We start from the raw sequence: 21320 nt of genomic DNA on the forward strand, positions 1-21320 counted from the left end.
CAGGCACCTCCCAATCCGAAAAATGTTTATGCTTATTTTCGGTATGCAGGTGGCTTTTTATTCACTAAATCCTTCAACTAAACCAAGCTGTTCCTTAATCAAATCGATGAAATGTCTAGCTGGCTGTGATAAATAGTGCTGCTTAAGCCAAATAAGACCAACAGAAGATTTTAAAACCGAATCTTGTATTTCCCTCGCAAAAAGGCTGGAATGCCCATACGTTTGAAAAACAGATTTAGGAACGATTGTGGATCCTATTCCAGAAGAGACAAGCTCCATCAGTACCTTCATATCTGAGCACTCACAAACAACATTAAGTGGCAGCTGTTCCCTGGTGAACGCTTCATGGATAATATTAAAGCTTCCAAGCCCCTCTGTACTCGGAAGAATTAGTGGAAAGGTGCTGATTTCTTCAATGGTTATACTTTCTTCTCCTTGTTTCCTGCAAACAAATACGAAAGGTTCATTATATAAATGCAGATAGTTAACATCCCTGTTTGGAAGCGGCAGCCTGATTAAGGCGAGTTCTATTAAGCGATTTTTAACCAATTCGGTTAAATAGGCAGAATCATTTTGCACAACTCGAAGATAAACGAGTGGATAGGCTGCGTGAAAGAGTTCAATCCAATCAGGGAATTCTGGTACAGAAAGCGTGTTAATGCCGATTGATAAATTCCCCTTCCTGCCCTCATCCGTCTCCTGCAATTCGTTTTTTACTTCTTCAAATGAATGGACAATATTTAGCGCATGCCGGTACAGCACCTTGCCCTTATCTGTCAGCTCAAGCCTTTTTCCATTCCGTTCTACCAGCATGACACCTAATTCTTCTTCCATCTGCTTCAATTGAAGACTTAGCGGTGGCTGTGACATATGAAGGCGGTTTGCTGCAGCGGTGATGTTTTTCTCCTCAGCTATGGCAATAAAATAACGCATTTGTCTAATATCCATGATAACCTCTCTATATGTAAAAAGTATGATTTGTATATTAATTATATATTTTAAATATAGTTAAAGTCTATGGTACGATATTTTCATTCGTTCCAAAACTAAATAAATATATCTGCAAAGACTGTTTTCTCACCATGAATTTTGATTTTTAGATATGCATTAGGGTCTTAATCCAGTATTTGTTCAATCTTGCTTAGCAAAGATGTTAAGTCTGAAATTGTTCGAAGAATTTTTTAATGTATATAAAGTCAAAGGATTTTGAAAAGAGCCTTTATGGAGAGGAGTTAAAATGGAGAAGTTTTTTCAACTAAGTGCTCATAATACAACGATTGGAAAAGAAATGTCGGCTGGACTTATCTCTTATATAACAGTCGTCTATATCATTATAGTTAACTCAACTATTTTGTCAGCAGCTGGAATCCCTCTTGAAGCTGGTATCATCGCTACCATCCTGACTGTATTTGCAGGCTGTTTTCTCATGGGATTTTGGGGTAACACACCTATTCTTGTAATTCCGGGAATGGGCCTGAATGCCATGTTTACCTATACAATCGTCCAGTCAGGCGGTTTTACTTGGCAAGAGGCTTTGGCAATGGTATTTGTATCAGGTATTCTATTCATGATTTTAGCCTTCACTCCCCTGGCAAAAGCAATCATCACATCGATTCCTGATTCATTAAAGGAAGCAATAACGGTAGGAATCGGGATCCTTTTGATTCTGATTGGATTTGATAATAGCGGAATCATTACAAGCTCTGATCATACCTTGCTTGCTATAGGAGATTTAAGTACATCTACGGCACTTATCACTTTAATTGGTTTGATTGTAACAGTCGTCCTTTTTATTCGAAACGTACCGGGGAATTTGCTGTTGAGCATAGTTTTTACTTCAATTCTATCCATCGTTTTTGGAGATTTTGAAGGTAAAGCGATGACATGGAGCTTGCCTTCATTCACAGAATACACTTCTGTATTCGGACAGCTTTCGTTCGCGCAAGCTGGCAATTTCGTTTTTTGGCTGACTGCCTTCTCGCTATCAATGGTTGTTATTTTTGAAAATATAGGATTGATTCATGGACATACAAAAATGCTAAATCAACCTGAAAAGTATAAGAAATCATTGCAGGCAAATGCGATTTCAGTGGCTACAGCTGGAATTTTTGGAACTAGCCCAACAGTTTCCTCTGTGGAAAGTGCAGCTGGTATAGCTGCCGGTGGCCGTACTGGCTTAACAAGTATTGTTACAGGAATCCTTTTCCTTGCTTCGATTGTCTTAATTCCTGTAATTAAGCTTGTACCAGAAAGTGCTGTTTCACCAGTATTGATCCTGATTGGTGTCTTGATGCTTCAAAATATCACTCATATTAAACTAGATGATTTACTTGAGAGCTTCCCTGCCCTGCTAATCATTGTACTGATTCCATTAACGTACAGTATTGCCGATGGCATGGCAATTGGATTCATCTTATATCCGCTGATGAAGCTATTGATGGGTAAAGGACGGGAGATCCAGCCTGCCCTATATATGATTGCCCTATTATTCCTCGGCAACTTTATCCTGCAATATGCGCTTTAAAAGCAAAATTAAAACAGCCTTGGCAAATAAGGCTGTTTTTAATTTGCTTTTTTTAGTAGAAAAGTGGAAGCTTGTTTATTTACATTCGGAATATATTCTGACGCTTCATGAAGAAAATAGGTCTGGGCTGCCTTGGCTTGGCTGATGGTCCCCATGCCATGCATCATTAAGGATCTTTCCAAAAACAGCATAGGTTCATGACCGTTTGCATAGTAAAGACTTTCCCCTTGGCCAGGATAATAGGATTCCATCGGTTTAGTATTAGAGATTATGTGATACTGAGCTTCTCCAAATTGCGAATAACCTGCCAGCACTGCTTCAATAGTGCGCTCGCATTCCTGAAAAGTAAAACTTCCATTGTTGAAGGAAGACTGAATGGACTCTGCAATTTCTATAAGAGTAAACCCTTGCTTGACCAAAGTATCAGCTGCTGCAGCTGCCATGTCTGCGTATTCCTCATCACCTGTAAAAGCGATGAAGGCCGTATCAGGAATGATTTCTTTAATGCTGACACTATCTCCCATCAGTTGATGATTTCCGATGTCGGTAACTATTGAAATAAAATCTTCTCTAGCAACTATCGATATTAGACCCATAAAGCTCACTCCTTCGGTTCAGTCTATCCTATTATCTTTAACATAACCTTTTTCTAAATAATATCAATAGGAGAAGATGTCGATTAATAGGAAGTTTGCGTGGATTTTGTAGTTCGAAAGGAAAAAAGAGATTTTTTTCATTATCTTTGCTACTAAACTTGAATGAAAGTACACTAGATCTTTAACAGAGTTCTATTGAGCTTAAGTAAATTGATAAAATAGCGAACGATTCCAGCTGAGTTAAGAATAGTACTTGTAGAATTGGTTTTATTACTAGTAGGTTGTGATTTATCACCAGTTTGGATCATTATATTACTGGTTGAGGGGATTATATTACTTGATAAAGGACCACCTTTTAACTCTGGCAAAAGATTTGGGAGCGTTCAGGCCATAATTTTTAGTGAATAAAAAACCCCCTAATCCGAAAATTAGGAGGTTCTTGGTCTTATGCTTTTAACTTGTCACGAAGGACCATTTGCAGGATGCCTCCGTGGCGGTAGTAGTCAATTTCAACTTCTGAATCGAAACGCACAAGAGCTTCGAAAGTTTTCTTGTTACCGTCTTCGTCAGTAGCTGTAACTGTGATGATGTCACGTGGACGAACAGTTTCGTCGATTTGAACATCAAATGATTCTTTACCTGAAAGACCAAGAGTTTCAGCGTTTTCTCCATCCTTGAACTGAAGTGGTAATACACCCATTAATACAAGGTTAGAACGGTGGATACGCTCAAAGCTTTCAGCAATGACAGTCTTGATGCCTAATAGGTTAGTACCTTTAGCAGCCCAGTCACGGGATGATCCCATACCGTAATCTTTGCCAGCGATAACCATTAGACCTGTTCCATTTTCTTTGTACTGCATGCAAGCATCAAAGATGGACATAACTTCGCCTGTTGGCCAGTAAGTTGTGAAGCCGCCTTCTGTGCCAGGAGCGATTTGGTTTTTGATACGGATGTTTGCGAATGTTCCGCGCATCATAACTTCATGGTTACCACGACGTGATCCATAAGAGTTAAAGTCGCGTGGTTCTACGCCTTTTTCACGCAAGTATTTTCCAGCTGGTGTATCTTTTCCAATCGCACCTGCAGGAGAAATATGGTCAGTTGTTACAGAATCACCAAACTTACCCACTACACGCAAGCTGTTTAGTGGAGCAACTTCTCCAGCTTCTGGAGTTAATCCTTCAAAGAATGGAGGGTTGGCGATATAGGTTGAATCTTCATCGAATGTATAAAGGGCATCGCTGTTTGTCTGGATTTCATTCCATTTTTCGTTGTCACTGAAGACAGTTTCATATTCTCTGCGGAACAATTCAGGTGTTACAACGCGGTGAACAACTTCGTTCACTTCTGCAGTTGATGGCCAGATGTCCTTAAAGAATACATCGTTGCCGTCTTTGTCTTTTCCGATTGGGTCGTTTTGAAGATCGATATCCACTGTACCAGCAAGAGCATAAGCTACTACTAATGGCGGTGAAGCCAGATAGTTTGCTTTTACAAGCGGGTGGATACGTCCTTCAAAGTTACGGTTACCGGATAGGACAGATGTTACAAGCAAGTCGCTTTCAGCAACTGTCTTTTCGATTTCAGGCTTCAATGGTCCAGAGTTACCGATACATGTTGTACATCCGTAACCTACAAGGTTGAATCCAAGAGTTTCAAGGTAAGGAAGTAATTCAGAATCACGCAGGTATCCTGTTACTACCTTTGAACCAGGTGCTAAAGAAGTTTTTACGAACTTAGGAACTTCCATTCCAAGTTCAACTGCTTTTTTAGCAACAAGACCAGCTCCAACAAGTACGTATGGATTAGATGTATTTGTACAGCTTGTAATCGCAGCGATCGCGATTGCACCTGTTTTCATTTTTGTAGAATCGCCATTGTTGAATTCTACTACCGCTTCTTTATTGATTTCTTTCTTGCTCAGGCCAAAACCTTGGTTTCCAGCTGGAGCAGTCAACGCATCCTGGAAGGATTTCTGCATTTGTGAAAGCGGAATTAAATCCTGAGGACGCTTTGGTCCAGAAAGGTTCGCTTCAATTTCAGAAAGATTGATTTCAACAACGTCAGTATAGACTGGCTCAAGTGCTGGATCAAAGAAAAGTCCGTTTTCTTTGCAGTATGCTTCAACCACTTTAATGTGGTCTTCAGGACGTCCTGTTAAACGCATGTAATCAAGGGCTTCTCCATCAACTGGGAAGAATCCGCAAGTCGCTCCGTATTCTGGTGCCATGTTTGCAACAGTAGCACGGTCAGCAAGCGGAAGTGACATTACCCCAGGACCGAAGAACTCGACAAATTTACCGACAACGCCTTGGCTGCGAAGTACCTGTGTCACTTTTAGTGCAAGGTCTGTTGCAGTAGAGCCGTTCGGCATATCGCCTACTAATTTTACCCCAACTACTTCAGGAACTGGGAAGTATGATGGCTGTCCCAGCATTCCAGCTTCAGCCTCAATACCGCCTACGCCCCATCCAAGTACGCCGATACCATTGATCATCGTTGTATGCGAGTCAGTACCAACCAATGAATCCGGGAATGTTTCGAATTCTCCATCTGCATTTTCTACAGCGTGGACAACGCTTGCAAGATACTCAAGGTTTACCTGGTGCACGATACCTGTTGCAGGCGGTACAGCACGGTAGTTGTCGAATGATTTTTGTGCCCAGCTTAAGAACTGGTAACGTTCAGCATTTCGTTCAAATTCAAGATCCATATTCACATTCAGTGCATCAGGAGTTCCGTATTTATCGACCTGAACGGAGTGGTCAATAACAAGGTCAACCGGCTTCTCAGGATTGATTTTATCTGGATCTCCACCCATGTCTGCCATTGCTTTTCTTAATGAAGCAAGGTCAACGACTGCAGGTACGCCAGTGAAGTCTTGAAGAATGACACGTGATGGCTTGAATGGCACATCTACTTCCTTTACTTCGCTAGTTCCCCATTTTGCAAGATTTTCAACATGCTCTTTTGTGATTACAAAGCCATCAAGCTGGCGAAGCACGGATTCAAGCAAAACTTTTACGGAGTAAGGCAATTTAGATACATTGCCGATTCCAGCTTTTTCAAGTGCTGCCAAGCTGTAGTAATGATAGCGTTTCCCGTCAATTTCAAATGAACTGCGGGCGTTGAAAACATCATGGTTTGACATATGTTTACCCCCTTCTTCTACGAAAACAATCATAAACTAAATATAGGTAATTGTCGAAAAGTTTGAATCTTGTTCGTCATCCTAACTTTTCTTACAATTCAATATTAATATAACCCTCTATATAAGTAAATAACAAGAAAGTTATTGTGATTGATAAGTTTTCCTTATGCTAAATAATGTTATTACAGTTAAAACATACAAAAGGCTCTGAAAGTTTTAAGAACTTTCGTTTTCTTATAACAAATGTTCTTGTCGAAGTTATATTACAAAAATAAATACGCAGGATTTTGAAAGCCTGGATGGGGGAAAATATGATTAACGGAGGTGAGATAAATGGCGAAAAGAAAGGCAAATCATGTCATTCCAGGTGCTAATGCTGCAAAAGCGCAGGGACAGGGTGCTGGCTTTAATCAAGAAATGGCAAATGAACCTCTAACAGAAATGGAAAAACAAAATAACAAAAAACGTAAAAAGAATCAGTAAAACAAAAAGCGGAAGGCTTCCCTTCCGCTTTCATTATGGCATTTACCTTTATTTTGCGGTCTGACTATTATGATTCCGTATTGACTTCATTAACAATACTTCTTAAGTCCTGCTGAAATCTTTCAAGCTGTGCACGCTGATGCTCGGAGGCATTTTCTAAAGCATTCTCGATTTGCTGGAATGCTTCGTTAACTTCGGTTTTCAAATGCTTAAGCTGATGTCCATAGCTGGCGCTGTCACGAACAATTTCAGCAAACAATTCTTGTGCATCTTCAAACCCCTGCTGTGCTGCTTGGAACGATTGTTGTTTGTCTTTATGATAAGGCATGTGAATTCCTCCTGATGTAGTTAAATCTATACCGTTAAATTGCACAGTTATAAATAAATTATTCGGTATAATTTCGCCGGAAAATCTAAAGCTAAATTCAGGAGGGATGAGCTAATGAATAAGAATGACTCTAAAGACATGCGCAAAAACGCACCTAAAGGTGACCAGGACAGCCAGCCTGCACCATTAAGCGGATCTAAAAAAGTTAAGAACCGCAATCATACCCGCCAAAAACATAATTCCGGGCATGATTTTTAAAACAACTGGGCTGCTAGAACGACTGGCAGCCCATATTTTTTATTTGATTTTTTTTAATCGCTCTAGTATAAGGGTTTCTTCATCCGCTGTGACAGTTCTAAGGTCTATATGAATTTCTTCTTTTTGGATCCGTACGATTATCCCAGGACTAGCTTCAGTCCTCAGCCATTTGGAGATATCTTCCGAGCTGACCTTATTATGGGTCAGGGCAGCAATAAAAGTTGGCAGCTTTACTTCTGGCATTGTTCCCCCGCCAACCTGGCTTGTACTTTTTAGTAGCTCTGCTTTCAATTCTCCGCCAAAATCGTTGATTTTTTTAACAAACGCGTCTGTCCTATCCTTGATTTCTTCTAAGGGAACAATCAGATTCCGTATGGTTGGGATATTGTTTCGTCCTTTCGCTCCCCTTAAATAATCCATTAGTGTGCCTTCAAGAGCAGCAAGAGTCATTTTATCGACACGCACAACTCTTGCCAGCTGGTGCTGTTTCAATTGATCAATAAAAGCTTTCTTACCCGCGATAATGCCGGCCTGTGGACCTCCAAGCAGCTTGTCGCCACTAAACGATACGATGTCTGCACCCATTTTCAATACTTCACCAACAACAGGCTCTTCGCCAATTCCTTCGTTCCTGAAATCATAAAGAACGCCACTGCCCAGATCTTCATAGAAAATAACCCTGTCATGACGGCTGGCAAGCTGAGCCAGTTCTTCGGTATCGACGGACTTAGTGAAGCCAATTACTTTGAAATTACTTGTATGTACTTTAAGGATCATTGCTGTATCATCATTGATTGCTTTTTCATAATCATGCAGATGTGTTTTATTGGTTGTCCCTATTTCAACCAGCTTGGCGCCGCTTTCTTCCATTATGGAAGAGATTCTGAATGAACCGCCTATTTCAACCAATTGCCCGCGAGAAACGATTACTTCCTGATTTCTAGCCAGGGCACTCAGGATAATAAAAACGGCTGCAGCATTATTATTTACTACCATTGCTGCTTCTGCCCCTGTTACCTCTTTAACAAGAGCTTCTACATGGCTATGTCGAGATCCCCGTTCGCCCTCATGTAATTTATATTCAAGATTTGAATAATTCCTGGCTGTCTCTACAACATGGTTGATAGCAGTCTCGCTCAACCTGGCCCTTCCTAGGTTCGTATGTAAGATAGTGCCCGTTGCATTAATAACTCGTTTTAATGTAAAGTCTAATTTCTGTGTAAGAGTTTCATATACAATATCAAAAAATTCTTCAACAAATACATTTGTTCCTGGTTCGCGGCCACTCCACTTGCCATTTAACAAATCTTCTCTAATCTTTGACAGTACGTCCTTAATGACTTCCGTTAAATGGGCTGGATCAGCGTCATGCTGATCAACGATCTCAGTAAATCGTTGATGCCTTTGAAGTTCATGTACTGCAGGAAGCAGCCTTAATAAATGTTTCATACTGGTAACCCCCATAGCAATCATACATTCATTATATCATTATTCACCAGGTTAATGATTTTCCAATCCAATGAACTCTAGCTTATTGTCTGCACTTTAGCACACCACCGCGCCGGGGGTCTGACCCCCAGCGGTTTAATGTGGTAAAGGATTGAAAAAGGCCTGGCATATTGCCAGGCACTAGTTTAGGGCTTCCATTTGTTTTATGATTTCATCTGAATCGGGAAAGACCCCTGTATCCAGCTTGGAATACAATAACTGACCGTTGATGGTCACTTCAAAAGCGCCCTTTGAGGCTGGAATAAGTTCCATTTTTTCGATCTGGCTTCGGAAATGGGTAAATAGTTCCTCCGCGAAACTCGCGGCTTTAGGTGCGTAATTTCAAAGCATGCAAAATTTGACGGTAACATGAAATTTTTCCACAGTAACTCCCCCTGTTAGCTTCTATATAAGTATTTACTGCCATTTTAGTGTAAAGTCTATTCTGATGCAAATAATAGTGGCTTAAGGGTGATTTTCAAAATAAGAAAGAGTATACTTTTTTCTGAGGTGAAAAAGTTGAGTGAACATGAAAAGATCCGTCTGACTTCCTTGTCGACAAAAGCTGGCTGAGGATGCAAAATCAGTCCAGAGGACTTGACGCAAGTTTTGCGTCTTTTACCAAAACAGGAGCCAGTTCCCGAACTGCTCGTCGGTCATGAAACATCCGATGATGCGGGTGTATATAAATTGACTGACAGCATTGCCCTGATCCAAACGATCGATTATTTTACCCCGATTGTGGACGATCCTTATATGTTTGGGCAGATTGCCGCTGCCAATGCACTCAGTGACGTTTATGCAATGGGTGGAGAACCAAAAACAGTCCTGAATATAGTAGGTTATCCAGTGAAAAAACTTGGTCCTGATCTTCTTGCTGAAATTCTGCGCGGAGCAAGCGATAAAGTAAAAGAAGCTGGTGCTGTAACAGTTGGCGGCCACTCGATAGATGACCAGGAGCCGAAGTTCGGATTATCTGTTACAGGTCTTGCCCATCCGGATAAAATCTGGAAAAATGTCGGAGCTAAGCCTGGAGATATGTTAGTCCTTTCGAAGCCAATCGGAGTCGGCATCCTGACGACTGGCATTAAGCGCAGTGCTGTAACAACTGAACAAGAGCAGGAAGTGACAGAAACAATGGCACTTCTTAATAAATCTGCAGCTGAAGCATTGCAAAGCTTCAACCCCCATGCAGTTACTGATGTCACAGGCTTTGGTCTTCTCGGGCATGGCAGTGAGATCGCCCGTGGCAGCGATGTAAGCTTCGAAATTACTTTGTCACAGGTTCCTGTTTTGACAGGTACATATGAACTTGCTGCACAAGGAGTAGTTCCCGGAGGGTCGAAATCAAACCACAAATGGCTTATGGATGATGTAGTCTATGATGAAATATCTTCAGAAGAACAACTCGTCCTTTGTGACGCCATAACTTCGGGAGGCCTGCTAGTTTCGCTGCCTAAAGAGGAAGCAGAACAATATGTGGGGGCTTTGAAGGAACAGGGTTTAAACCATGCTGCTATAATTGGGAAGGTTATCGAAAAGAAAGACAAATTAATCTATGTAAAAAGGTGAAATCATTAGATTTCACCTTTTTTCGTTAATTATTATAGTTTCTCGCGCAATTTATCCAGCATATCTGCTGTCATGCGGGATAAATCGTACTTCGCTTTAAAACCCCACTCCGCTGCAGCAGCCGAAGCGTCTATTGAGTTCGGCCAGCTGTCAGCAATCGCCTGGCGAACTGGGTCGACATTATAGGTAAGTTCAAATGCTGGTATATGCTTTTTAATTTCAGCAGCAAGTTCTTCAGGGTCAAAACTCATTGCTGTAACGTTGAATGCATTGCGGTGAATCAGCTTTGATGAGTCAGCTTCCATCAAATCCACAATCGCATCGAGCGCATCAGGCATGTACATCATGTCCATATACGTTCCTTTATCGATATAGGAAGTGTATTTTCCGTTCTTGATTGCCTCGTAGTAAATTTCGACGGCATAATCAGTTGTTCCGCCCCCTGGAGGTGCCACATAAGAGATCAAGCCAGGGAATCTCACTCCCCTTGTATCCACACCAAAACGCTGGAAGTAATAATCTGCAAGCAATTCACCAGCTACCTTATTCACTCCATACATAGTTGTTGGGCGCTGGATCGTATCCTGAGGCGTATTGTCCTTAGGAGTGCTAGGCCCGAATGCACCGATTGAGCTCGGGGTGAAGAACTGGCAATTTAGCTCCCTTGCTGTTTCGAGTGCGTTCATGAGTCCTCCCATATTCAGGTTCCAGGCAAATTGAGGCTTCGCTTCAGCTGTGGCCGATAATAGTGCTGCCATGTGCATGATTGTATCGACTTGATATTTATTAGCGATTTCACCCATTGATTTGGCGTCCATGACGTCAAGGATTTCAAATGGTCCATTGACTGCAGCTTCGGAATCTGTCTTCCTGATGTCAGTGGCGATTACATTGTCTTGGCCATATATGCCGCGCAACTTGCCAGTCAATTCAGAACCAATCTGGCCAAGTGCACCGGTAATTAATATTTTCTTCATTCTATGTATTCCTCCTGATTGTTGCTGTAAAAAGGACTGCCGGCAATTTAAATAACCGGCCGCCCTGTTTGCTATTAAATAATTCCAAGTTCCTTGCCGACCTTTTCATAAGTTGAGATTGCTTGGTCCAGCATCTCTTTCGTATGAGCAGCAGAAGGCATATTTCTTACCCGGCCAGTTCCTCGCGGCACAGTTGGGAATACGATTGATTTTGCATACACACCTTCGTCGTTTAGACGTTTGCTGAATTCCTGGGTTTTGACTTCATCCCCAATAATGCATGGAGTAATCGGTGTTTCAGAATACCCAATATCGAATCCGAGTTTTTTCAGGCCATCCTTCAGGTAGTTTGCATTTTCCCATAGACGTTCATTTAATTCTGTGCTGTCCATTAAAATTTCAACTGCTTTTATGCTGGCAGCCACATCCGCTGGCGTCAGTGAGGTTGAAAATAAGAAAGGACGGCTTCTTACCTTAAGCCAGTCAATTAGATTTTGCTTTCCTGCAACATAGCCGCCGACTACGCCAATTGCCTTGGATAATGTACCAATCTGGAAATCAACTTTATCAGAAAGGCCAAAATGCTTCACTGTACCTGCGCCTTCACCGAGGACTCCTGAACCATGAGCATCGTCCACATATGTAATCAAATCAAATTCCTCAGCAATCTGAACGATTTCTGGCAATTTTGCGATATCTCCATCCATGGAGAAAACCCCATCTGTAATGACCATGACTTTATTGTATAGTCCTGATTCAGTTGCTTCCTTTGCCTTCGCCCGCAAGTCATCCATGTCTGAATGATTGAAGCGAATTATTTTTGCTCTGGATAGGCGGCAGCCATCTATAATTGATGCATGGTTCAGTTCATCTGATAAAATCGCATCATTTTTATCCATTACCGCAGAGATTGCCGCCATATTGCACATGAATCCAGACTGGTAAGCAATGGCTGCTTCTGTTTTCTTGAATTTAGCCAGCTTTTCTTCTAGCTCGATGTGAATCTTAAGTGTGCCGTTAATTGTCCTTACAGCACCTGCTCCAACCCCATATTTACTGATCGCTTCTGTAGCTGCTTTTTTTAGTCTTTCATCTGTAGCCAGTCCCAGATAATTATTTGAAGAGAGGTTAATCAATTCTCTTCCATTGATTGTAATGACTGGTCCGTTTGGACTTTCAAGAGGGTCGATCACATTGTATAAACCCTTCCCTTTTAAATCCTCTAAGTTTTCATTTAAAAATTGTTCAAGACCTTTGCTAGACATCGTAAATCCCCTTTCTGCCGTCAAATTAGGCATGTCATTATATTGGATACAACTGTCTTTATGGGGAGGACAATAACTCTCTTCCTGTTCCCGTGATACCTCTAGTGTTCACAAGTTATACTTTAACACATTTGCATAGATTGTACATCTATGAAGGACAGAAAACGCTTCCATTTTTTAAAAGTTTTTTTAATCATTCAATTTAGTTTCCCCTCTTTGCGCAGGATATCGCAAAAACCTTCATTAATTTTAATATTTCAGGTTTATTCGAAGCGATTAGGGTATAGAAAAAGGAGCCAGTCTGCAGCCAAGCAGTTTGGCGGGGGAAGTGGGAATATCTCGGATTCGATATACATACTGATCACTCCCTCCTTCTTTCATAGAGAATAGATACCGAAAATGGGAGGCTAATAATATGAATTACCCTTTACATGTAACTTCCGAAATCGGAAGGTTAAAAACTGTAGTTCTTCACAGGCCAGGTAAAGAAGTCGAAAATTTGACGCCGAAGTACCTTGAAAGGCTCCTTTTCGATGATATCCCTTACTTACCTGCAGTCCAGAGAGAGCATGACTATTTTGCCGAAGTGCTAAAGAACCGTGGAGTAGAAGTACTTTATTTGGAAAAACTTATGGCTGAAGCGTTAAGCTCAGATGATTTGCGTCATGAGTTTATTGACCAGCTGTTGAATGAGAGCAAAAGAAATTTAAACGGCTCAAGGAAGACAGTTGAAGAATATCTTCATTCATTTTCTACAGAGGAAATGATCCGAAAAGTGATGTCTGGAGTGTTAAAATCTGAAATTCAAAATGAAAAAAAAGTTCATTTACATGAGCTTCTGGAAGACTATTATCCTTTCTTTCTTGATCCTATGCCAAACCTTTATTTCACTCGTGACCCTGCTGCGGTGATTGGCGACGGTATTTCCCTGAATAAAATGTGTGAAGGAGCAAGAAAAAGAGAATCATTATTTATGGATTTTATTATAAATCACCATCCTCGCTTTTCTGTCCATGACATTCCTCATTGGTATGATCGTGAAGAGTATTTCCCGATTGAAGGCGGGGATGAACTGGTACTCAGTCCTGAAGTCATTGCAATAGGTGTAAGCGCCAGAACATCTGCACAGGCCATCGAGAAGCTGGCAAAACGAATATTCTTCAGGAACGGGACAATCAAGAAGGTTGTTGCTGTTGAGATTCCAAAATTAAGAGCATATATGCATCTCGATACCGTCTTTACAATGGTTGACCAGGAAAAATTCACAATTCATCATGGGATTGAAGGACCGAATGGTAAAATGAAAATATATATTCTAGAAAAAAGCAAGGACCCAGAGAGATTGGAAATAAAAGAGCGCTCAAATTTAACTGAGACGTTGAAAGAAGTCCTGAATTTGCAGGAGCTTGTTTTGATTCCTTGCGGAGGCGGCCACGAAATAGCTGCGGCGCGTGAGCAATGGAACGATGGCTCAAATACTCTTGCAATCGCTCCAGGTGTTGTTGTTACCTATGATCGAAATTATGTATCGAATGATTTATTAAGGGAAAATGGGATTGAAGTAATTGAAATTCCAAGCTCCGAGTTATCAAGGGGTCGTGGAGGCCCTCGCTGCATGAGCATGCCAATCTATCGAGAAGACCTATAGGCATAAGAAAAGCAGTCCCAAAAGGTAAAGAGTTCTTTTACTTGTCACAAAAATCCAATATGTCTATTAAATTGACCATCAATTTGTATGTGGATTTGATGGTCATTTTTTATTGATATAACACGAATAATGATAAAAATAGGCTTGAAAATATGGTCCAATTTGTATAACGAAATGTAAGGCTACAGAGATTTCTGTTACCTCGTAAATCGGACTGCAAAATGGTGTGTTTTTATTTGCAAAACCACGTTTTTCTTTAGCTCTGTCATGATTCATTGATGATTTCCGTATAGGTATGAGAATGTAATAGGCGGAGAATTTCCGGCTAAATTATATAGAGGACACTTAATATCAAAGATAAGCGGAGGAATTCCGGTTAACTTCTCTAAATAAGCCAAAATTCCAATATTTGGGTCATATAATCGGAAAAACTCCGCTTATTCTTAAGGAAATATGGGTATTTCCCAATTTAAACGGAATTTTTCCGGTTATTTTTTTCTAACACAATTAAGTTTTATAACAGCACTTTGACCATAAAAAGCATGATACATTAGGTGGCCCTTTGCAATATTCTTACATAACAAAATGCCCTGCATTTTGCAGGACAGAATGTATAACAAATATAAGCAGATTTTTAAATATATTTTTATTAAAAGTGACAGGTATCCGAATCCGTTACCAAAAGGACTGCTTTTAAAATATTATTTAATTTGCAGCGAGGTAACTTTGCAATTCTTTAATCAATTGATCCGCCCCTTCACGGCTCAAAATAACCTTTCCATTGGCGAGCGACAGATTATCACTGCTGATTGTTCCTGTTATTAGACATGTTAAATCTGGCTGATATCTCTTTAGGACGATCATATCCTCATCAACAAAAATCTCCAGCGGATCATTTTCTCCAATACTCAGTTTTTTCCTTAATTCCATTGGAATAACGATCCTGCCAAGCTGGTCGGTTTTCCTGACAATTCCTGTTGCTTTCATCATTGCATCCTCTCCTATTCAATAATATATGGAATGTGGATGTCTAGTCTGTAAATCAAATCTCGCACAATCCAATTATATCAAATGGAGGCATAAATTTACATTTTGAATGTTCGTATATATTCTTTTCTCTAACTATTTTGCAAGATGGATGGTACTTGTATCATCTATGCTTTTTCTAACTCCAGGTTTGTTAACAATGATATACCGGTTTAACAAGAACACGGTCAATAAAATCAGGAGTGATAGGAAAGTAGACAGCCAAATGGTTAAATGGCTCGAAGAAGAAGTTTCCTTGAATAAAAATATTCCTCCGCCTATTTGTTGAGACACGCCGAAGAATAGCCCATAAAGGACATTCAATCCGAAATGGATACCGGTATCGACCCAAATAGAATTTGCTTTGATAAAGCTATAGGTCAAACTTAAGCCCAATGCAAATGAAAAAATAGTGTTTTGAACACTAAATCCAGCATTCCAGATATCATCGAATGTGTAAATGATTAAGGAAATTGTGAATATCACTGGGAGAGGAATCTTACCCTTCAATTGATTTATTAAATACCCCCTCACGATCATGTCGTTGATTAACGAGCCTAAACCGAATCCTATGAGAATGACAAAAATGTTGGCTGTTGCGTTTAATAAAGGAGCAAACCCAATAAATTCATATTTTCCAAGCAGGAAATATAAGCTGAACAAAACTGCCCAGAAACTAAAGCCAATGAAAAAGCCTAAAAATAGATTTCGTAACCATCCCTTGTAAAAAACAACTCCGTACAAGGCCATCCCTTCCCTATTTAGTTTACGTGCAACTATGTAGGCTAAAGGAAAAAACAGAAGCAAGTGGAAAAAACGTAAAATATCATTTTTAGGCAGTAAAGTTGGAATCAGATTAAAATACAAATTTAAGATGATGAAACCGATTAATGTAAGAAATAGTGCAGGAATTTTTTTCATTATAAGCCCCCCATTCTTTTGTAGATGTTTCTTCCAAATAAAGGTTTCATAAACCTTCAAGGAGCAAAAGGAAAAGCAATCCCAAAAAGGATTGCTTTTTAAATTAATAAGCTTTTGCCCAAAGGACCATTTTCTCAGCTTCCTTGCCGCAGCATACACATTTTTTGCTTACTTGTTCCTGTTCAAAGGGAATGCAGCGAGATGTTGCTGTCGTTTCTTCTTTTATTTTATCCTCGCATGCTCGATCACCGCACCACATGGCTTTAATGAAACCTGTCTCTTTTTCAAGGACTGTTTTAAATTCATCAAGATTCAGAGCGGCGTTTGTTTTATCCTCACGATGATTCTTAGCTTTTTCGTACAGGCTTCGCTGGATATCCTCCAGTAGTTCAGGAAGTTTTGTTTCTAAATCCTCGAACGATACGAAAATTTTCTCTCCTGTATCCCGTCTTGCCAATACTGCCTGGCCTTTTTCAATATCCTTAGGGCCTACCTCAAGCCTAACTGGAATCCCCTTCATTTCGTATTCGTTGAATTTCCATCCTGGCTTTTTATCACTTGCATCAATCCCTACACGCGCAACATTTGAAAGCTTTGATTTTAGTTCGTAGGCAAAATCGAGTACGCCTTCTTTATGCTGGGCAATTGGCACGATCATGACTTGCGTTGGGGCAGCGTTTGGAGGAATGACTAATCCCCGGTCGTCTCCATGTACCATGATCATTGCCCCTATGACCCTTGTTGTAAAACCCCATGATGTTTGCTGAACATACTGAAGCTGCCCTTCCTTATCGGTATACTGTATGCCGAACGCCTTGGCAAACCCGTCACCCAGGTGATGCGATGTGCCTGTCTGTAGTGCCTTTCCATCATGCATCAGACTTTCAATTGTATAAGTAAGCTTAGCGCCTGCGAATTTCTCTTTATCGGTTTTTTGCCCCTGGACAACTGGAATCGCCAGGATGTTTTCACAAACATCAGCGTAAACCTTCAACATTTTTACAGTTTCTTCAAGAGCTTCTTCATCTGTCGCATGGCAGGTATGTCCTTCCTGCCATAAGAATTCAAGTGTTCTCAGGAAAGGTCTTGTTGTTTTTTCCCAGCGCACGACATTTGCCCATTGGTTATAGAGTTTTGGAAGGTCTCGATAAGAATGGATAATGTTTTTGTAATGCTCGCAGAAAAGCACCTCGGAAGTTGGCCTGACAACCAGTCGCTCTGCAAGCTCTTCTGATCCTCCATGGGTTACCCATGCAACTTCTGGTGCGAATCCTTCAATATGATCCTTTTCTTTTTGCAATAAGCTCTCAGGAATGAAAAGTGGCATGTAGACATTTTCGTGTCCTGTTTCTTTAATACGGAAGTCAAGTTCATTTTTGATATTTTCCCAAAGAGAATATCCATATGGACGGATAATCATGGAACCCCTTACGCTTGAGTAGTCAATTAAGTCTGCCTTCGTCACAACATCCGTATACCATTGAGCAAAATCTTCATCCATAGACGTAATTTCTTTAACAAATTCTTTAGCCATGTCTGCACCCCGTCTTTAATATTCTTAAATATTGTTGAAAACTTCTCGAAATAACGCTGCTCTGTTTCAAAGGAACACAAAAAGGCCTTGATCCCAAAAGGGGCCAAGGCCTGGCGGTACCACCCTAAATCATAAAGCGCTGCTTTATCTCGAAATGATAACGGAATAATCCGCCGTGATCTTCAATGTATCCGATCCGGAACTCAGAGGCAGGTTCAATTGGCGGCCAATAGGAGCTTTTCAGCATTCAGCTCCCTCTCTGGAAATGGCTTCAGTACAATTTACTGATCCTCGTCAACGTTACTATTTTTTGATGATTATATATAGAAAATAAATCGATGTCAATTTTTATTTGAAAAATCATATTTTTTGCTTAAGTAAATCTTTTCAGCAATGTAGCTTGCACCCAATCCAATTATGAATGGCAATAATGATCTGGACTCTGAAGTGAAACCTTCAGCTGTCTGATTGTGCTGATGATGAAAGATAAGGAGTGTGATTTGGAAGGTATATCCAATTAAGTATAGTAGACCTGTAACGAATACAAAGGTGCCAAAAACGATGGCAAATCGATTTAACTTCATGAAATCATCCAATCTTTGATATGTAATAATCTTCCTTTCATATTAATTGAAATTTCCGAAGATTTCAAACGCAAAAGAGACTAAATCCTCTTGGATTTAGTCTCTTTTCCTTATTTATGATGAAATGGACATTTACCTTCCATCGGTTTGCTGTCATCGCCAATAAAATACATCTTCCATTCTCTGTGTTCGGGATCGCCATAGTGACTCACGTTCGGGTGCTTCGGCAGGTTATCCCATTTTTCCACTCGCTCCCTTACCTTTTCGCGGGACATGATTCCGCCTTTTGAAGTCCCTTCAAGACCATTGAAAATTCGACGAGGCTGAAAACCTAGTACAAGACTATTGCCAAGGTCTCGGGTTTTTCGCTGTTTGTAAGCAGGAGCGTTGCCAAATGCAAAGAAAGGTTCTCCTGCGAATGAAAATGCCCACAGATGATGGTCTGGGTCCGTAGGATAATCAGCAGGCCAAGGCTTTGTATCTTTTTCATGTAAGAATTGAAGGACATTCCAGAAATACTCGCGGTAATATTCAATCGTTTTTTCTTCTAGTTCAGGCTCGACGAATACAAACAATCCATGCCGAATCAAAGGCTTGTTATCATCAAAAAGGGCGATAAACTCCTCAATGGCACCAGGCAATTCATTCCAGTTTTCCTTGCTGATATATGAATAGCGAAGTTCCCCTTTTTTCTCTGCTGACATACCGAAATAGCATGGGAACTCTCTATTGGTAACAACCTCATGAAAATTCTTATATTCCTTCATTACCCATTCCGGAACAAGTTCAGGATTGACCATATCTTCTTTTGTGAATAAATAGCTGTTTTTGACTTTCATGAAAAACACCTCAAATCAGTTAGTTAGTAACTAAATACCCTTTCAGGCTTTTACTAAACGGAAGAGTTAAGATAAAGGAACGGAAGACAAATGGTTTAGTAGGTGTTATTTTCCTTCATGTACAACTGTAATCGTGTACAGCCTGTAACTATAATGGGTTTTAAATAAAGATCCATGAAGTTTCCGCCACATGTACACAAGGTGTTCTATATCCACCTCTTTATAAAAAGCTAGTCTAAAGACAGAGATTTTAGTATGATTAAGAAATGTGATTGTTAAATTAATGCCATTAAAAATAGATTGAAGCGAGGACTTTATTATGAGTTTACTGAATGTAGAAAATTTGAGTCACACTTTTGGGGATCGTACCCTTTTTAAAGATGTTTCTTTCCGCCTTTTAGCTGAGGATCATGTAGGTTTAGTTGGTGCAAATGGCGTCGGTAAATCAACATTAATGAATATTATCACCGGCCAGTTAATCCATGATTCTGGGAAAGTTGAATGGACACCAGGTGTGGAATACGGATACTTAGACCAGCATACTGTACTGACTACGGGAAAGTCGATCCGAGACGTATTGCGGGATGCGTTCCTTCCTCTATTTAAAAAAGAAGAAGAATTGAATGAAGTGACTGGCAAGATGGCAGACGCATCCCCAGAGGAACTCGAAGTGTTGCTCGAACAAATGGCTGAAATCCAGGACGCATTGGACGCAGGCGGTTTCTATTCCCTTGATATTGAAGTTGAGGAAGCAGCCCGCGGTCTTGGTTTAGATGCAATTGGAATCGACCGTGATGTCTCTGCGTTAAGTGGCGGGCAACGTACGAAAGTTCTGCTTGCCAAGCTATTGCTGGAGAAACCAAAGGTCCTTTTGTTGGATGAGCCGACAAACTACCTAGATGTGGAACACATCAATTGGCTAACAAGATACCTAAAAGAATACCCATATGCTTTCATTCTGATTTCACATGATACTGAATTCATGAACCAGGTATCCAATGTTATATTCCAGCTTGAATTTTCAAAGCTGACACGCTATACCGCAACGTATGAAAAATTCCTTGAACTTGCTGAAATCAATAAGAATCAACATATAAATGCTTATGAGAAGCAGCAGGAATTCATTAAGAAACAAGAAGATTTCATCGCGAAAAACAAAGCGCGTTATTCCACTACCGGCCGTGCGAAGAGCCGTCAGAAGCAGCTTGAGCGGCTGGAGCGAATTGACCGTCCAGAAACAGCCCTTAAGCCTACTTTCGACTTTAAAGAATCACGGGCAAGCAGCCGTTATGTTTTTGAAGGCAAGGACTTTGAAATCGGTTATACACACCCGCTTATGCCAAAATTGTCAGTAACAATTGAACGCGGCGAAAAAATTGCGATTGTCGGCATGAATGGTGTTGGTAAATCAACATTATTAAAAACAATGCTTGGAAAAATACCTGCACTAAGCGGGAAAATCGAGCGTGGAGACTTCCTGTTCCCATCATACTTTGAGCAGGAAGTAAAAGCGGCAAACATCACCCCTATCGATGATCTGTGGAGTGAGTTCCCTAGCCTGGATCAGCACCAGGTACGCGCCGCACTTGCACGCAGTGGTCTGAAAAATGAACATATATCACGTCCGCTTAATCAGCTTAGCGGTGGAGAACAAGCTAAGGTCCGTTTGACAAAGCTCCTTATGCATGAAAGCAACTGGCTGTTGTTTGACGAGCCTACAAACCACCTTGATATTACGGCAAAAGCAGAATTAAAGCGTGCATTACAAGCCTATAAAGGTACGATTGTCCTTGTAAGCCACGAACCTGATTTCTATGAAGATTGGGTAACGAAGGTTTGGAATGTAGAGGAATGGGCTGGAAAATCCGAATTATAGATATTGTTTAAGCCTGCTGGTTTTGCCAGCAGGTTTTATTATTACCTGCTGGATTTGATAATTGATTGATTAAATTGGCGCTCACTAATTAAAAATATGGGAATTCGTTTACCTGCCGGGATCTTAAGTTCCTCTTTTCCCAAATCAAATAGCGTTTAAAAGCCTAATTTTCAAACCGGGGTATTTAATGGTTACATAGGGATTTATTTGTATAACGGATCGATTATTTAACTCTTCAAACAGAATT

At 40.5% G+C, this 21320-nt stretch carries 18 protein-coding genes, 1 pseudogene and 1 other annotated feature; of the genes and pseudogenes, 6 read left to right on the forward strand and 13 right to left on the reverse strand.

The genetic code is table 11. The features are described from left to right. Positions 1–57 precede the first annotated feature (57 nt). Positions 58–948 carry a LysR family transcriptional regulator gene (locus tag V7201_RS07220; RefSeq protein ID WP_335376122.1) on the reverse strand — a complete coding sequence of 297 codons (891 nt, stop codon included), beginning with the start codon at positions 946–948 and terminating at the stop codon, positions 58–60. Positions 949–1237: 289 nt separating this feature from the next. Here V7201_RS07220 and V7201_RS07225 point away from each other — a divergent pair, with 289 nt between their 5' ends. Beyond that, complete coding sequence (locus V7201_RS07225; protein ID WP_335376123.1) at positions 1238–2524, forward strand: NCS2 family permease; 1287 nt, start codon at positions 1238–1240, stop codon at positions 2522–2524. Positions 2525–2562: 38 nt separating this feature from the next. Here V7201_RS07225 and V7201_RS07230 read toward each other — a convergent pair whose 3' ends face one another. Then, a complete protein-coding gene (locus V7201_RS07230; protein WP_335376124.1) occupies positions 2563–3120 on the reverse strand; it encodes a hypothetical protein in 558 nt (185 codons plus the stop codon). Positions 3121–3565: 445 nt separating this feature from the next. Next, positions 3566–6274 carry an aconitate hydratase AcnA gene (gene acnA, locus V7201_RS07235; RefSeq protein ID WP_335376125.1) on the reverse strand — a complete coding sequence of 903 codons (2709 nt, stop codon included), beginning with the start codon at positions 6272–6274 and terminating at the stop codon, positions 3566–3568. Positions 6275–6607: 333 nt separating this feature from the next. On the opposite strand from acnA, the gene sspO reads away from it, so the two are divergent. Then, positions 6608–6757 carry a small acid-soluble spore protein O gene (gene sspO / locus V7201_RS07240; protein WP_335376126.1) on the forward strand — a complete coding sequence of 50 codons (150 nt, stop codon included), beginning with the start codon at positions 6608–6610 and terminating at the stop codon, positions 6755–6757. A gap of 67 nt (positions 6758–6824) precedes the next feature. Here sspO and V7201_RS07245 read toward each other — a convergent pair whose 3' ends face one another. Next, positions 6825–7085 (reverse strand): DUF2524 family protein, encoded by a 261-nt coding sequence (locus V7201_RS07245; protein ID WP_335376127.1) that lies wholly within the window; start codon positions 7083–7085, stop codon positions 6825–6827. A 114-nt stretch (positions 7086–7199) separates the two neighbouring features. On the opposite strand from V7201_RS07245, the gene V7201_RS07250 reads away from it, so the two are divergent. Further along, entirely contained in the window at positions 7200–7343 is a 144-nt protein-coding gene (locus V7201_RS07250; RefSeq protein ID WP_207499287.1) for a small acid-soluble spore protein P, read from the forward strand. 39 nt (positions 7344–7382) lie between these two features. Here the strand turns inward: V7201_RS07250 and selA are convergent, their stop codons facing one another. Further along, complete coding sequence (gene selA / locus V7201_RS07255) at positions 7383–8792, reverse strand: L-seryl-tRNA(Sec) selenium transferase (RefSeq protein ID WP_335376128.1); 1410 nt, start codon at positions 8790–8792, stop codon at positions 7383–7385. A gap of 180 nt (positions 8793–8972) precedes the next feature. Further along, positions 8973–9161: pseudogene (locus V7201_RS23195) on the reverse strand (Rdx family protein); the annotation flags it as partial. Between the two features lie 189 nt (positions 9162–9350). On the opposite strand from V7201_RS23195, the gene selD reads away from it, so the two are divergent. Continuing rightward, positions 9351–10403, forward strand: coding sequence for a selenide, water dikinase SelD (gene selD, locus V7201_RS07260; RefSeq protein ID WP_438825032.1), 1053 nt, complete (start codon positions 9351–9353; stop codon positions 10401–10403). A gap of 32 nt (positions 10404–10435) precedes the next feature. Here the strand turns inward: selD and V7201_RS07265 are convergent, their stop codons facing one another. Further along, complete coding sequence (locus V7201_RS07265; RefSeq protein WP_335376129.1) at positions 10436–11380, reverse strand: L-threonine 3-dehydrogenase; 945 nt, start codon at positions 11378–11380, stop codon at positions 10436–10438. Between the two features lie 74 nt (positions 11381–11454). Continuing rightward, positions 11455–12645, reverse strand: a complete 1191-nt coding sequence (locus tag V7201_RS07270; protein WP_335376130.1) for a glycine C-acetyltransferase — start codon at positions 12643–12645, stop codon at positions 11455–11457. Between the two features lie 415 nt (positions 12646–13060). Between V7201_RS07270 and arcA the strand changes: the two genes are divergently transcribed. Beyond that, positions 13061–14293 (forward strand): arginine deiminase, encoded by a 1233-nt coding sequence (gene arcA / locus V7201_RS07275; protein ID WP_335376131.1) that lies wholly within the window; start codon positions 13061–13063, stop codon positions 14291–14293. A 705-nt stretch (positions 14294–14998) separates the two neighbouring features. On the opposite strand, the gene V7201_RS07280 is transcribed toward arcA, so the two are convergent. The 5 genes from V7201_RS07280 to V7201_RS07300 form a co-directional block, all read right to left on the reverse strand. Continuing rightward, positions 14999–15280, reverse strand: coding sequence for an AbrB/MazE/SpoVT family DNA-binding domain-containing protein (locus tag V7201_RS07280; RefSeq protein WP_335376150.1), 282 nt, complete (start codon positions 15278–15280; stop codon positions 14999–15001). 135 nt (positions 15281–15415) lie between these two features. After that, positions 15416–16240 (reverse strand): CPBP family intramembrane glutamic endopeptidase, encoded by an 825-nt coding sequence (locus tag V7201_RS07285; protein WP_335376132.1) that lies wholly within the window; start codon positions 16238–16240, stop codon positions 15416–15418. Positions 16241–16343: 103 nt separating this feature from the next. Beyond that, positions 16344–17774 carry a proline--tRNA ligase gene (gene proS / locus V7201_RS07290; protein WP_335376133.1) on the reverse strand — a complete coding sequence of 477 codons (1431 nt, stop codon included), beginning with the start codon at positions 17772–17774 and terminating at the stop codon, positions 16344–16346. A gap of 95 nt (positions 17775–17869) precedes the next feature. Next, positions 17870–18081: a binding site (T-box leader), on the reverse strand. A gap of 34 nt (positions 18082–18115) precedes the next feature. Then, positions 18116–18358 carry a hypothetical protein gene (locus V7201_RS07295; RefSeq protein WP_335376134.1) on the reverse strand — a complete coding sequence of 81 codons (243 nt, stop codon included), beginning with the start codon at positions 18356–18358 and terminating at the stop codon, positions 18116–18118. A 110-nt stretch (positions 18359–18468) separates the two neighbouring features. Continuing rightward, a complete protein-coding gene (locus V7201_RS07300; protein ID WP_335376135.1) occupies positions 18469–19197 on the reverse strand; it encodes a YqcI/YcgG family protein in 729 nt (242 codons plus the stop codon). 319 nt (positions 19198–19516) lie between these two features. On the opposite strand from V7201_RS07300, the gene V7201_RS07305 reads away from it, so the two are divergent. Then, entirely contained in the window at positions 19517–21073 is a 1557-nt protein-coding gene (locus V7201_RS07305) for an ABC-F family ATP-binding cassette domain-containing protein (protein ID WP_335376136.1), read from the forward strand. Positions 21074–21320: the final 247 nt, after the last annotated feature.

Source organism: Bacillus sp. JJ1122 (assembly GCF_036964885.1).
Taxonomy (GTDB): Bacteria; Bacillota; Bacilli; order Bacillales; family Cytobacillaceae; genus Mesobacillus.

Bases quoted from the DNA above. Each gene is read 5' to 3' on its own strand.
- V7201_RS07220 (WP_335376122.1), bottom strand. From the start codon at position 948: ATGGATATTAGACAAATGCGTTATTTTATTGCCATAGCTGAGGAGAAA.
- V7201_RS07225 (WP_335376123.1), top strand. From the start codon at position 1,238: ATGGAGAAGTTTTTTCAACTAAGTGCTCATAATACAACGATTGGAAAA.
- V7201_RS07230 (WP_335376124.1), bottom strand. From the start codon at position 3,120: ATGGGTCTAATATCGATAGTTGCTAGAGAAGATTTTATTTCAATAGTT.
- acnA (WP_335376125.1), bottom strand. From the start codon at position 6,274: ATGTCAAACCATGATGTTTTCAACGCCCGCAGTTCATTTGAAATTGAC.
- sspO (WP_335376126.1), top strand. From the start codon at position 6,608: ATGGCGAAAAGAAAGGCAAATCATGTCATTCCAGGTGCTAATGCTGCA.
- V7201_RS07245 (WP_335376127.1), bottom strand. From the start codon at position 7,085: ATGCCTTATCATAAAGACAAACAACAATCGTTCCAAGCAGCACAGCAG.
- V7201_RS07250 (WP_207499287.1), top strand. From the start codon at position 7,200: ATGAATAAGAATGACTCTAAAGACATGCGCAAAAACGCACCTAAAGGT.
- selA (WP_335376128.1), bottom strand. From the start codon at position 8,792: ATGAAACATTTATTAAGGCTGCTTCCTGCAGTACATGAACTTCAAAGG.
- V7201_RS07265 (WP_335376129.1), bottom strand. From the start codon at position 11,380: ATGAAGAAAATATTAATTACCGGTGCACTTGGCCAGATTGGTTCTGAA.
- V7201_RS07270 (WP_335376130.1), bottom strand. From the start codon at position 12,645: ATGTCTAGCAAAGGTCTTGAACAATTTTTAAATGAAAACTTAGAGGAT.
- arcA (WP_335376131.1), top strand. From the start codon at position 13,061: ATGAATTACCCTTTACATGTAACTTCCGAAATCGGAAGGTTAAAAACT.
- V7201_RS07280 (WP_335376150.1), bottom strand. From the start codon at position 15,280: ATGAAAGCAACAGGAATTGTCAGGAAAACCGACCAGCTTGGCAGGATC.
- V7201_RS07285 (WP_335376132.1), bottom strand. From the start codon at position 16,240: ATGAAAAAAATTCCTGCACTATTTCTTACATTAATCGGTTTCATCATC.
- proS (WP_335376133.1), bottom strand. From the start codon at position 17,774: ATGGCTAAAGAATTTGTTAAAGAAATTACGTCTATGGATGAAGATTTT.
- V7201_RS07295 (WP_335376134.1), bottom strand. From the start codon at position 18,358: ATGAAGTTAAATCGATTTGCCATCGTTTTTGGCACCTTTGTATTCGTT.
- V7201_RS07300 (WP_335376135.1), bottom strand. From the start codon at position 19,197: ATGAAAGTCAAAAACAGCTATTTATTCACAAAAGAAGATATGGTCAAT.
- V7201_RS07305 (WP_335376136.1), top strand. From the start codon at position 19,517: ATGAGTTTACTGAATGTAGAAAATTTGAGTCACACTTTTGGGGATCGT.